This window comes from Aquimarina sp. AU119 (assembly GCF_900312735.1).
Taxonomy (GTDB): domain Bacteria; phylum Bacteroidota; class Bacteroidia; order Flavobacteriales; family Flavobacteriaceae; genus Aquimarina; species Aquimarina algiphila.
The window spans coordinates 64,895-78,647 of sequence record NZ_OMPF01000013.1 but is presented as its reverse complement, the minus strand read 5'-3'; the positions used below and the strand labels follow the sequence as shown (position 1 = coordinate 78,647).

Sequence of the window (13,753 nt, the reverse complement as noted above, 5' to 3'; positions counted from 1 at the left end):
GTAGCTGTTAATACTATCGTTTTAGATAAAATTAAAATGAAAAAAATAATAAACATAATCGTGATATTCTGTTTTTTTGGCTGTGTCAAAGAAGAAGCAGTACCTGTTGTTGTTGATTTTAATTTTGATGTGTTTAATAATGATTTTTCAATTCCGGTTCAGGTTGTTTTTTTTAACAGAACCGAAGGAGCAGAAGATTACGAGTGGAAATTCGAAGGAGGATCACCATCAAGATCTATAAATCGTAACCCTGGACTTATACGATATGAAGAAAAAGGAACCTATAAAATTGAACTTATAGGGACCAATCAAGATGGTTCCAGAGATAGTAAAATAGTTGAAATTAAAATAGATAATCCAGTATTTATTGATTTCGATTTTAATAACCTGGTGGATAATTTTTCTCCGGCAATTTATACCTTTGATAATCAATCTTCTGGTGCAAGCACGTATTTATGGACTTTTGAAGGAGGAACTCCCTCAAATTCCTCTGAAAGAGATCCTGGAGAAGTAACTTTTGTGGATCCTGGAAATCATAATGTTACTTTGGTTATTGATAATGGAAGAGAAACATTTGATCTTCAAAAAACAATTACTGTCGCTCCATTTTTAACTTCAGATTTTGAATATCAACCTGCTTTTGAAGATGATGATTATCAGATACCAGTTCGTGTTCAATTTGATAATAATTCGATAAGTGCTACTACTTTTGAGTGGAGTTTTACAGGAGCCTCCTCTATATTTTCTGAAGCTGAAAGCCCTGAAATAGTTTTTACCGAACCTGGAGTACAAACAATAACATTAAAGACATCTAATGGAAAAGACACTAAAACAGTTGTAAAGAATATTGAGGTCTTTGCAAATACTAACCTTAGAGTTTTTGAAGATGTTAAACTAGGAATTAATACAGCGCATACTTCTAATGTATTGGGGAGTTTTTATAGTATTTCAAATCGTAGTGTATATACTAGTAATGAAATTAATAACGAAACTGGAAAAAATGTTGACTTAGTATTTTTTGGGTTAAATGAAAGTTTTACCCGTAATAAGTTTGTAAGTCCAAATGGATTGTCTGAAACTACTTTTACATCTCTGCAAAACCCTAAGCATACCATATTTATTAATTCACAAGAATTGTGTAATTGTGCAGCTTCCTTAAGTGCACAACAGTTTGATATGATGCAAGATGATACCCTTTTGAAAAATTTAATGATTGAAGAGACTCCGGGAGGATTGCAAAGCTTTGATAGCACAATGACACCTCGAATTATTCTTTTTGAAACTCAGGAAGGAAAAAAAGGTGCAATTAAAATAAAGGAGTTTGTACAGGAAGGACAAAACTCATATCTCCTTGTAGATATAAAAGTACAAAAGGAATCCATTTAGCCTATGAACTCATGAAACAATAAGCAAAATCAGATGAAACTATACACACAGCAATTTCTAATCATACTATTTTTTATTCCTGTTTGGATGAACGCTCAGGTTTTTCCTGTACAAGTTACTCCTCAAGTTTTACCGCCATATAGTTTGAAACTTTCAGAATATGGAACATCAGATTCAGAGAAATTAATACTTAATTTATTATTTACTGATATTACAGAATCTAATGTACAAGTTCGGTTAAAGTTTTTTTTAGAAAATAATGCAGGATTATCAATCCAAAGCAATGATTTTGTAACAGGTGCTAATCCAATTTTCCTGGATGGAGGTATACCTTTACGTTTGACCAATATTGATTTGCAAGCCTATTTTTCTTTGCAAAACCTTCTGGGTATAAGTCCCCAGCAGTATAATACTCCTTTGCCAGAAGGGCTATATAATTTTTGTTTTGAAGTATATGATGTCTTTTCTGATCGGCGAATCTCTCGTAAAAGTTGCGTGCCGGTATATTTAGTACTTAATGATCCTCCATTTTTAAATTTACCTGGTCGAGGTGAACAAGTATTGCTAAGAGAACCACAAAATATCATTTTTCAGTGGACTCCTCGTCATCTTAATGCTACTAATGTTTCTTATGAATTTACGTTAACAGAATTATGGGATACTCAAATGGATCCACAGGCTGCTTTTTTAGCAGGACGACCGCTTTATCAAACGAATACTTTTGCGACAACATTATTATACGGACCTGCAGAAACCCCTTTGCTACCTGATAAAATGTACGGATGGCGTGTTAGGGCTTTGGTTAGTGATGGGATTAGTGAGACTTCTGTTTTTAAAAATAATGGTTTTAGCGAGATTTACTACTTTACATATACAGGGAGTTGTGCAGAGCCCGAGTCTATTTTGGCAGAAGCAAAGAATAACACCACAGAAAAAATTTATTGGCAAGGAGTAGATCATAAATTATATGATATACAATACAGGAAAAAAACATCTTCGGCTTCAGGGAAAAAGAACTCTAGCGAAGGAAATATGTGGTTTAATGCAGGGACCCAGAATGAATATACAACAATTTATAACCTTAAGCCAGGTACTACTTATGAGTTTAGAGTAGGAGGCCAATGTATTGAGAATGGCCCTTATACGTATTCTCAGATTTACGAATTTACAACCACCTTACCGATTGATGACAATGACAGTACATACAATTGTGGGATTACACCAGAGATTCTAATAACCAATCAGGAATCTATACAACAATTGGTTGTTAATGAAACGTTTACTGCAGGGGATTTTCCGGTAACGATCAAAGAAATAACACAAGGTAACGATGTGTACACAGCAACCATTCCAGAAGAACCCGATGAAGACAGTGAAGAGAATAATGATTCGATAGATGAAGCACTTCCGTCAGGAATTCAAGATAAAACATTTTCTGGTTGGGGATATATCGTGGTACCTTATTTGAATGATACTAAAATTAAAGTAAGTTTTGAGAATATTAAAATTAATACAGACTATCAATTGATTGATGGCATGGTAGAGACCGATTATGATAAAAATTGGGGAGGGCTGGCCTCTGTTAATGAAATACTAGATGTATTTGAAGGAGATAACGATTTAAGGAATATAAACCTTGATTACGACATTACTATCGATAATATAAGTATTGCAGATGATGGTACTATCGAAATCACTCATCCTATAAGCGGCGCAATACGAAGAGAACCGGGAGGAGATGATGTTACTATTATGGATACTAATCCCGATGGTAGTAGAGATATATTTCATGTTGATGCCGATGGAAATATTAGAGAAGGAGGGCAAATGGCTCCTGGAGGTCCAATACGTTCACAAAATACTGCGGGAGTTAATAGTAATGGTGAAGTTACAGAACTTACTGCAAAAGGGATTAAAGTTGAGTTTTTAGAATATACAGATTATACATATGGTTTTGATAGAATTCCTAATGGTCAAGAAACCAAATTAGGTAAATATTATAAGCAGATAAAAGATACTGAAGGTAACCCTTACAATATAATCAATAAATCGGTAGGCAACGGAGATGAAGATATAATAAGAGCGAAGGTCACAATAACCGATAATAGTCTTTCTGTTCATGATTTGGTTATAAAAACAATACATGGGGAAAAGGTGGATTATGACGTCTCAGGAAATGAGATTACACTAAAATTAAAAGGGTATTACACCTTTGAACATGAAAATATATATGCTACAATACAGCCTAAAAAAAATAAAACCAGTAAGCAAACTGTAGCAGGAGTGTTTTCGCAATGGCATTTAGCTAATAAAGATGTCAACGTAACGATTATACCGGTTAATGGAGCTTCATTACCAAATAGTGATGTATTAGGTTCACAAATCAATAAAATATTTAAACAAGCATCCGTTACTTTTAATGTATCTGTTGCTCCAGAGATGAGCATAGCAAAGAGTCAAATTGGTGTGGGAGAGAGTGGAGCATTTTCTAATTATACAAGTGATCAAAAAGATATCATTAATCAATTTAAATCAAGTGGTGTTACAAATCGTAAATCCTATTACGTATTTGTATTTGGTGATGGCATTAGACCTAGTCGACCTAGTGTGGCGGGCTTTATGCCACTAAAACGCCAATTCGGATTTGTGTTTTCTAGCAACCTTTCTCAAAAAGAGGAAGGTAAATCATCACTGGCTGGTACGTTGGCGCACGAATTAGGTCATGGTGCATTTGCGTTGCAACATCCGTTTAAAAAATTAGGGACCACTACTTCGGGAACCGATTGGTTGATGGATTATGGTAATGGTAAACGATTATCACATATCGATTGGTCACAAATTCATAATCCAGAGTTTAGATTGTATTTGTTTCAGGACGAAGGGGATGCTGCTTTAACAATTTCTGCATTAACACCTGGATGGAAACCTTTTACATATACAGGCGAGGGAGTTTTTGTTTTTAATGATACAATACCTCAAGAGTCTAATGGAGCTGTTTTTGGAATCTTAAAAGATGGAAAGCTTTATAAATGGGAAAGTAATTCCTCTGGAAACTTAGGTTATCGAGGGGATTACAGGTATAATGGGAATAAACTTTCAGGAGTAATTCAGTGGTATGATAATCCTTCAAATTCCTTTGATATTAATTCGCCTATTCAACTTTATTGGAACAAAGGAGATTGTACTAAAAATGAAATTTATAAAACGCATTGGAATTTTATAAAGGATCATAGGAATTTAGACTTAAATAGTGGTGCTGATTCTTATGGTGTTGATGATAACAGAACCAACAATATAAGTTTTCTTAGTAAATCTGGTTGTTCTTCGAATTCATCTTGTGATAATGTGGTTATAGCTGATTTACAACCAGAAATTGATGATCTTACTTTAATTAGTGATGCGATCAATATAAAAACCAATAGAACATCTACAGAAGATATTATAAAAAAGATAAATGATTTAAATATATGCGGAATAAAGCAACTGGATTATAAAGTTATTAAAACACTTGCAACACAATTAGTAGTACAATCAGAATTTGATAATGAAACAAAACTCGAAAGAGCTCTTGTAAAGCTTATGTATAGTATTCCAAAGCATAAGAACGAAGATTTTTGTAATACCGTACTATTTCGTAGTAATGGGTTAATGCTAAGAGATCTTATAAAAAAAGTTACAAATACTGCATTTGAAGGACTTACAGAGGACGGAACTGATCTTTATTCTCTAAATGTTATTGCTAGTATAGTTTCTAAACTACTTAATGATGATGACAAAAAGTGGTATATGTTTAACTCTATTATACAGGAGAAATATTCTACTTTAGATGACCCGGTACAAGTGCTAGCTCTGCAAATTTTATTAAAATCATTAAAGGAACAAAGTGAAGAGGAGCAGCAAATACCCTCAGTATTAAATTTCTTTCTTGATATGTTAAAGGGTCCTATTGCAATTCCTGTAATGGAAAATTATAAAGTGTTAGTCGATATAGCAACCCTTAGAAACGCCCACAAAGAAAAGTTTGCAGGTTTTACATTTGTTGATGTTATAAGTCTAAAAACCAGAGATCCTAATGACGCTGAGATGGCTAAGGAAATTGTTGCTATTGATACTAATGAGACACCCACTTCCTGGATATTGCCAATTCCTAAATCATATATAAATAAATATGATAGAGTATTGTTTCATAATATACAAGAAATAGATTTACTTGAAAATTTTCCATGGTTTAGATATGTCAAAACTAAGGCTATGACAGTTGATACTCTTAAAAACAACCCTCAGGATTTTTTCAATGAATTTTATACACAGCTACAATATTATTTAAGAGTTGGACAAGAAAATAACTCCGAATTTTGGAGTAGAATTATTACGATAAATTGTGATAATATAAAAGAAGCCATTCATCATATAAACCTTAACGAAAATTCACAGTCTCTGGGATCCGTAAATAGAGAAACTAGGTTGTCATTTTTAAAAGCTTATTTCAGTTGTAATGAAAGTATACTTGAAGATAACTTAACAAACAATATTGAAAATACGGACAATAGTCTTATGAAAATGTTGAGTAGTTTTTCTCCTAACGACGAAGGAATCCTTGATGAAATTGAAAGAATAGGTATAACAAGGATAAACAGTAAACTAATTGAAAAACATTTTAATGAATTTGTAATGTGGTTGAGTATGCAGATTCTAATCTCTGAAAGTGGAATACCTTTAAAACCGATGAAATCAATAAATGGAGTGAGTCCAAAAAATGACAACTACAGGTTTGAATTACTTCAATTAGAAGCAAACATATTTCAAAGACAAAATTTGGCAGGAAACCTTAATGGAAACAAAATTACAGTAAATGGAAAAGAAATGTATTATAATCAACTTGTAATGGTTCATGTCGGTGGTAGTTTTAATTTCAAAGGTCAACGATACAAACAGGGAGATTTATTGTTAATTCCAATTATTCAAGCCTATGCTATGAGTGAGACTAATCAAACAACTGTAATTTGGAATAGTGCATTTTTGACAGCAGATGTGTTATCAGTTGCAATACCTATCATAGGTGGTACGGTTAAGGCAACTTTTAAATTAGGAGGACACTACTTTGCTAAGGCAATCATGGTTAGTGATTTAACAGCTTCTAGCGCAAGTGCTTTAGTTACAGCGCTAAATGAAGATGCAATAGATCCAGATTTAAGATTTAGAATACAAATGACGGCACTTGCTACGGCAATACCTAGTTTATTGTCCTCGGTACCTACAGATGCGATAAGAGCAATAAAAGCAAGAACTGATAATGAATTAAATACATTGAGTATGGATCGAAGGATAAGTACAAGAGCAAGAGACCTTTTACAAAGTTCTTATGGTGGTGGTTTGAGTACTACAAGAATTCCAGGTGTGCCAGATGAACTAGCGAGTGCTTTTAAATCAGATTTTCCAAACCTAAGTAGAGCTGATGATTTGGACGAGGATTTTTTTAACGGTTGGATAAAATATAGAAAAAGACATCCCAATGCTGTTATTTGTCATTAAGTACAATAAAATCTAAAAGAAAGAAAATTATGTGGAGAAAAACTAGGAAGTATATCGTTTTACTATTTCTGCTTTTTGGAATAGGTCAAGGTTTTGCATGCGGAGATTGTTGGTTTTCAAAATTAGAGGCTATTTTAGAAACCTCAGGTAATAGTACTTTTAAAAATTTCATTAGAAATGATGCAGATGGTTTTGCAAAATTTGAAAATCTATATAAAACTGTTGGGTCAAGTAGAATTGATGACCTTTTAGATCCTGATGTTTTACGTTTGTTTGATAGATTAGATGAGAATTTAAAAAATAATTTATCTCGACAGCTTAATAATACTGAACTTTTAAGGTTTTCAAATGATTTTGCAAAGGCTTCGAGCAATACGATAAATGCATTTAAAACAAATTCTGGGTTAATTGATAGCTGGAAAACACTATATAATGTTGGTCATGATTCGCGATTAAATATAACCTTACTATATAAAATATCAAGACTAAATCCCGAATTGAGAAAAAGTGTTGGGGATTTATATAGATATTTAAAAGCTCCAAAAGGGTATACAAAAAGAATAGATTACTCTGTTAGTAAAACGATAAATGGTAAAACGATTACTGTTAAATATGATAATGATGGTTTTCCTGATTTTACTCCTTTTATTCCGAGAGAAGATTTTTTATTTAGATCTAATACTCTTAAAGGTAATGGGACTGATATGACTGCAGCTAATAGGTGGATTAGAAATAATGTTGGGGATGTTAATAATATAGAACCATTACCTAATGGTACGATTAGAATAAATGGAGTTGTTCATACATGGCATCATCATCAAGATGGAAGATCAATATTTCCGATCCCTTCAAGTATTCATAATGTTGGTGGGGAATTTAATGGTTTTGCTCATTCCGGTGGAGCAGCAATAATTAAACGTGGATTACAAGACCTATTTGATAGTCCTGCTTTTAAATAAAATTTGATATAGAATGAATAGAGATGAAATAATAGAAAAAGGGAGGTTTATTTATAATAATGAGTTTCCAGAATGTTCTTCATTTGAGTTAAACCTGAAAGTTCCTTTTTTTGATTCAAAAGTTAAAATTTTAGCTTTAAATCTTACCAATATGGAATCAGAGAAAGAAATAGAGTGCATAGTTAATACTATCAATAATCTATTGGATTTTGATACTAAAAATGAAGTTTGGCTAAAAAAAGCTATATGGGAACATTACGAAGTATCCATGTCAAACACTAGTTATAGTATGGTAAACAAAGATGGATTTGATAATGAGATAGAAGCAAATCAATCTTACTTTAAGATTTTTAATCAAATTGATGCATTTAATAATGTTAAGCTAGAAATGATATGGTTTGATTTGAGTTATCTAGACTCCAATTATTTCAATTTTGAGTATCACTGCCCTTGGGAAGATGAACACGGAATTAATATAGGCATTCTAGATGGTCAACTTGATAGTATTCAATAAAGATAATGTAAAGCAAAAAATTAAATAAAATTGTCTATTGCAATGTTTTCTAAAGTAAACCTTTCCCCGCTTTAAAGAAAAATACGTAACAAAAAACAACTCTTGAAAAAGCTAGTATACATACTGATGCTTATCTCTTCTATTGCCTACACGCAATCGTTGGACTATGATGCTATTACTAATGCTAAACCTTTTAAGGTTAGTGGGCAGATCGCAGCAAGTGGTGTATACTACAATTCTAATTTAAATAATAGTAGAGAGCCATACACCTATTTTTTGCAAGGACTGCTTAATGTGAGTATATATAGTTTTTCTGTACCGATTTCGTATAGTTTTTCTAACCAGGGAGAAAATTTAGGGTATCAATTGCCTTTCAATTTTAATAGATTAAGCCTTCACCCAAAATATAAATGGATAACCGGGCATATTGGTAATGTAAATATGACATTTTCACCATATACCCTTAGTGGGCATCAGTTTACAGGAGTAGGTGTAGATCTTACCCCAAAAGAAGCTTTTAAAATTAGTGCTATGTCTGGTCGCTTACTCAAAGCTACAGAGGATGATGAGGATGCCAGGACTATTCCAGCTTTTAATCGTATGGGATATGGGATCAAAACAAGTTATAAAAAAGAGCGGTATACGTTGGGGGTTATTGGATTTTATGCAAAAGATGATATTAATTCACTTAATGTAATTCCAGAAACAAAAGGAGTATTGCCTCAAGAAAACCTAGTTCTTAGTCTTGAAGGAGAAGTAAAATTAGGGAAGTATTTTAATGCTCAGGCAGAATATGCTACAACTGCGATTACCAAAGATACACGGGCAGAAGAAGTAGATGCTTCAGAACTTTCTCCGATAGCGTTATTTTTTAATAATCGAGCCTCTACAGAATACTATAATGCAGTTCGTACCCGCTTAGGGTATACCATAGGAACGGTAAATCTTGGAGTAGGGTATGAGCGTATTGACCCTGGCTATGAAACCTTGGGAGCATATTTTTTTAACAATGATTTTGAAAATATAACCATAGATGCAGCAAATACTTTTTTTAAAAATAAATTGGCCTTAGCCATTAATATCGGGTATCAGAGAGATGATCTGGATAAGCTTAAGGCAAATAATACAAATCGTACTGTGGGCTCGCTAAATGCAAGTTTAGCCTTGTCAAAAAGACTAAATATAACGGGTTCTTATTCAAACTTTAGTACTTTTACTAATGTTAAACCAAATCAATTTGATGAGATTAATGATAGTGATCTTTTGGATGAACAAATTGAAGATTTAGATTACAGACAATTATCACAAACCGCTACACTTACTGTTAGTTATATACTTTCAAACAAAAAAACAGCAAGGCAAAACCTGGTTACAAACTATTCTTTAAATGATGTATTTAATGAACAAGGTGGTATTGTAAGACTAGGAGATGCTTCTACTTTTCATAATATGAATATCGGACATACTATAGATTTTTCAGAAAGGAATCTTAATATAACAACATCGGTAAACGGAACCTATAATACTATTGGTAGAGAGGAATCAACAACTTGGGGACCGACTATTAGTGTAGGGAAACGATATTTTGAAAAAACATTAAACACAAGGCTTTCTATAAGTTACAATAACACTAGGAATAAAGCATCGCAGTCAAATATTACAAATCTTAGAGGTACAATAAGTTATGTTTTAAAAGATAAACATAATTTCAGTCTCAATGCAATTCAATTGTTTAGGAATAGTAATAGTACTGATAATCTAAGTGAGATTACTGCTACTTTTGGATATAATTACGCTTTTGGTTTAAAAAAACCTAAACTTAATTTTAAAAAGAGAACAAGGAAGCCAAAAGAAGAAAATGATTCTATTAAAATTCAATATCGAAGCTATCGATATGAGGGATTACCAAAAGAAATTACGCCAGAACTATTGGCATTGCCAGAAAAAGAAGGTTTTGCACATATTATTAAAGATAAAAAAAGAAAACTAAGCGAACTAGGCGAACAACTAAAAGAAACAGAGGAGAAAGATAAAAGAGTCTATAAAGAAATAGCTTTGAGATATCTTATGGCTTTAGATGAATATCTGGATTTTGCTGCGTTCTACAACCAGAAGATATATGAAGCTTACCTTAAGTTAGTAAGAGAGGCCAAAGAAATTGATCGTCAAATACGAGATGAGTTTACAGTATTAAGCGGAAAAATTAATAGTGCCAAAGAGAAAGATCCTGAAGATCTTGAACGACAAAAAGTATTAGAAAAACGTTATGAATCTCATAAAGAACTTTTACAATCGTTGTTACGATGGGATTTAAAACCTGAAGATATTGAAAACCCAGAAGGTGAAATAAAAATATTTAAAAAACAGAATGCTTCAAAAGTTTTTTCAATGTACCAAAACAAAAAATCTGAAGAGCATATAATTAAATTTATAGAGATTAGATTAGCCGATTTGTTTCATAAAGTACTTGAAGATTAATAGATTATTTATCAAAAGATAAAGGCAAGTAACATCTTAAAAATTTTTGTTGTTTTATTGTGTACAATAAAATTGATCGCAGAGATATTAACTTATGAGTTATTTCCCAAATCGAGGAAATATGTTTTTAATCGAAGTTTGATCTTTTTTGCATGTATATTTTTCGTTTTTAGAGAGTTATAATTCTACTTTCATTAGATATTCCTTATAAGATAATCTAAAAAATGAATGTCATGAAAGAGAATTTAGATAGTAGAGAAATACAATTAATCATACGCAATCTGATCACTTTCATTGTGATTGAAGGAAAGGAGTATGTAAGTGATGCAAAGAAAAAAGAGTATGTAGCCGGATATATACAACTCCTCATTAAAACTATTCATCTCATTGGAGAGGAAGAAGAGTTTTCGATAGTAGAAGATATAGCAGATGATCTCTCAAAATATGTAAAATAGAAAGTATTTTGTATTATTTTTTTGCACTAATGAGACATTTTTTAGGACTTAAAAAGAGCTTTCTTTTTCCTAAGTAATAATAACTTTTATATCTTAACCGTTTTTAATACCCAAATTCATAGCACCGTGAACGAGCAAGATTATATTGAAAGGCTAAAGAAAGAAAACCAATTACTCCAGGATAAGCTGGACAAAATTAATAAGGGGAAGCAGAAAAAAAGGAAGTTTAGATGGTGGTTGTTAAAAAAATCCAGCACCCCAATTTTTGGAGGGAGATTGAAAAAAAGCATTAATAGTGCTATAACAGAATATAAGGAATATAAAACGGTTTCTGTTGATACCGTATCTGATGTGTCGTCGAGTGTGATTTGGCGTATTACAAGAATAGGCTTATTTGCATTTATGGTTGCTGTAATACCAGCGGCTGTTCTTGTTTTTCAGACAAAATTATTGATGAATCAAAATAAATTTATCGAAAACCAAAATAGTTTGGTAGAAGCTGATAGAAGATCTTCTTTGGTTTTTGTTATGGATAACGTTTTAGGAGATCTAAATGAAGAATTAAAATATAAAGGTGTTAATTCTAAAAATAATATTAGTAAAACTCTAGAAGCAAGAATTGTAAGTTTGTCAAGAGCCATGAAACCTTATCAATATATTGAAGATGGAAAGTTAACTAATAAAAAAACAAGTTCTGAGCGAGGGCAATTATTATATAGTTTAATAAATAGTGATATAGGAAATCAATCTTTAGGAGATATCTTTGTTGACGGGGATTTTGAATATAGTGACTTAAACGAAGTAACATTAGGAAGAGGAGTTTTCCTAAAATATGCCAGACTAAATTTCTCAAATCTGGAAAATTCGAATATGCCTGCTGCTGATTTGGGAAATAGCGAACTCAGAAATGCAAATATGAGTAAGGTTAATTTATCTGAAGCAAATCTTAAAAGAGCCCGGTTAATGAACTGTAATTTAAGAAATGGAGAATTGGCAGGTGCCGATTTAACAAATGCAAACCTTTCTGGGGCAGATCTTTCCGGAACAGATTTTTCTGGAGCGATATTATGGGGTGCAAAATTAATAGATGCTAATCTTTCTGATATTGTACTTGATAATGCAATAGTGGATAAGCAAGATTGGATATCCTATATAGATTCTCTGGGATTAGAAGGAGCTGATGATATAGAAGATAAATATAGAGTGAAAAAACAAGGGAAACAACAATTCATACTTGTTCCTAAAAAATAGTATTATTTATTTTTTTGTGAAGATTAATCGGTGGATTTTATCAACTAACCAGTTTCCTGCAGGAAAGTACAAAGCAAAAAATAACGCCATCCCTAGACTAAAGTTTTGAGGATTAAATAGTTTGTCTAACATATTCTCTGGATATACATATGACGTTTTTAACCAATATCCTAAGAATTCTAATATTCCCATAGCGACTAGTCCATAAGCATATTGCTCAAAGAAGCTATATTTTTTTAGCAGAATAGAAACGGGAACCATATATAAAATGTAACACGTAATCACTTGCCACCAATATGTAAATCGTGCAATCTCCATTTCTGCTCCAAAACGATTCATTCCCAATCCCCATAAAAAATAAGTAATGACATAAACAAGAATTAGTGTTTTTGGTGATTCTTTTAATGTATTTATATGTCTAGATAGTATTTGTTTCATTATTTGTATGGATTTTGACGATCATTCTAAAGAAAGGTTTCTTAATAATCGAATATTTTTTTATACCGCTATTTTCTATGATTTCCTTTAATTCCTTGACAGTGAAAGCTCTTTGAATAGCTATTAAACCATCTTTTTTTGCCATATCAGAAATAGGAAGTATGCTGCTTATACGTTTAAAAATGTAGTATGCTACTTTACTTCGATATAGTTCGCTAAAAATAACATGTTTCACCTTTTTAGACTTTATTTTTTTTAGAAAATCAATAAGATCTTCATTTTTAAAATGATATATAAAATGACTACTGATTAAAAGATCACAATCTGGTATAATAAACTTTTTGCTTAGGATATCTGCAGTACTATAATCAATAGATAGAGGATCTGGGTTATTTTGTAATGCGTAAGCAACACTTTCTGGATTACCGTCAATCCCTTTAAATGAAGCAGTTATTCCTATTTTTTTTAGCTTTTTCGAAATCTTTAGAATGCAATCTCCGCCACCACAGCCTAAATCAAGAATATGTATTTTTTTTGTACTGGGATATGTTTTTGTGTAGTGTACTACGGCTTTATTCAACTGTTGGTGATTTCCCAGAAATCTATTGATTATCCCTAGACTACGTAAAGTTGTATTTAACGCTTTTCCCGACAGAGACAGGTTATCAAGCTGTTCTGACGTATGTAATCGAACCTCTGGATTCACAATATTATATTAATTAATAAGATCTCGATTTTTA

At 32.1% G+C, this 13,753-nt stretch carries 9 protein-coding genes; 7 read left to right on the top strand and 2 right to left on the bottom strand.

All coding sequences use genetic code 11. The annotated features are described in order from the left end of the window. Positions 1-36: 36 nt before the first annotated feature. The 7 genes from DK442_RS08970 to DK442_RS08940 all read left to right on the top strand — a co-directional run bounded on the left by DK442_RS08970 (position 37) and on the right by DK442_RS08940 (position 12,575). Complete coding sequence (locus DK442_RS08970; protein ID WP_109435531.1) at positions 37-1,386, top strand: PKD domain-containing protein; 1,350 nt, start codon at positions 37-39, stop codon at positions 1,384-1,386. Between the two features lie 33 nt (positions 1,387-1,419). Then, positions 1,420-6,918, top strand: coding sequence for a fibronectin type III domain-containing protein (locus tag DK442_RS08965; RefSeq protein ID WP_160114101.1), 5,499 nt, complete (start codon positions 1,420-1,422; stop codon positions 6,916-6,918). Positions 6,919-6,947: 29 nt separating this feature from the next. Continuing rightward, a complete protein-coding gene (locus tag DK442_RS08960) occupies positions 6,948-7,877 on the top strand; it encodes an HNH endonuclease (RefSeq protein ID WP_109435529.1) in 930 nt (309 codons plus the stop codon). Positions 7,878-7,890: 13 nt separating this feature from the next. Continuing rightward, positions 7,891-8,391 carry a hypothetical protein gene (locus DK442_RS08955; protein WP_109435528.1) on the top strand — a complete coding sequence of 167 codons (501 nt, stop codon included), beginning with the start codon at positions 7,891-7,893 and terminating at the stop codon, positions 8,389-8,391. Between the two features lie 102 nt (positions 8,392-8,493). Further along, positions 8,494-10,869: a hypothetical protein gene (locus DK442_RS08950; protein WP_235010928.1), complete on the top strand. Its 2,376-nt coding sequence runs from the start codon at positions 8,494-8,496 to the stop codon at positions 10,867-10,869. A 233-nt stretch (positions 10,870-11,102) separates the two neighbouring features. Next, positions 11,103-11,324, top strand: coding sequence for a hypothetical protein (locus DK442_RS08945; RefSeq protein ID WP_109435527.1), 222 nt, complete (start codon positions 11,103-11,105; stop codon positions 11,322-11,324). A gap of 126 nt (positions 11,325-11,450) precedes the next feature. Further along, positions 11,451-12,575: a pentapeptide repeat-containing protein gene (locus tag DK442_RS08940; protein WP_109435526.1), complete on the top strand. Its 1,125-nt coding sequence runs from the start codon at positions 11,451-11,453 to the stop codon at positions 12,573-12,575. A 6-nt stretch (positions 12,576-12,581) separates the two neighbouring features. On the opposite strand, the gene DK442_RS08935 is transcribed toward DK442_RS08940, so the two are convergent. Both DK442_RS08935 and DK442_RS08930 read right to left on the bottom strand, forming a co-directional pair. Continuing rightward, the gene (locus tag DK442_RS08935) at positions 12,582-13,013 is read right to left on the bottom strand and encodes a hypothetical protein (protein WP_109435525.1); all 432 of its coding nucleotides are present in this window, start codon (positions 13,011-13,013) and stop codon (positions 12,582-12,584) included. Further along, positions 12,994-13,719, bottom strand: a complete 726-nt coding sequence (locus DK442_RS08930; RefSeq protein ID WP_160114100.1) for a methyltransferase domain-containing protein — start codon at positions 13,717-13,719, stop codon at positions 12,994-12,996. The genes DK442_RS08935 and DK442_RS08930 overlap by 20 nt, the downstream gene beginning before the upstream one ends. Between the last annotated feature and the right edge of the window lie 34 nt (positions 13,720-13,753).

Coding starts and splice junctions, on each gene's coding strand:
- DK442_RS08970 (WP_109435531.1), top strand. CDS start 37: ATGAAAAAAATAATAAACATAATCGTGATATTCTGTTTTTTTGGCTGT.
- DK442_RS08965 (WP_160114101.1), top strand. CDS start 1,420: ATGAAACTATACACACAGCAATTTCTAATCATACTATTTTTTATTCCT.
- DK442_RS08960 (WP_109435529.1), top strand. CDS start 6,948: ATGTGGAGAAAAACTAGGAAGTATATCGTTTTACTATTTCTGCTTTTT.
- DK442_RS08955 (WP_109435528.1), top strand. CDS start 7,891: ATGAATAGAGATGAAATAATAGAAAAAGGGAGGTTTATTTATAATAAT.
- DK442_RS08945 (WP_109435527.1), top strand. CDS start 11,103: ATGAAAGAGAATTTAGATAGTAGAGAAATACAATTAATCATACGCAAT.
- DK442_RS08935 (WP_109435525.1), bottom strand. CDS start 13,013: ATGAAACAAATACTATCTAGACATATAAATACATTAAAAGAATCACCA.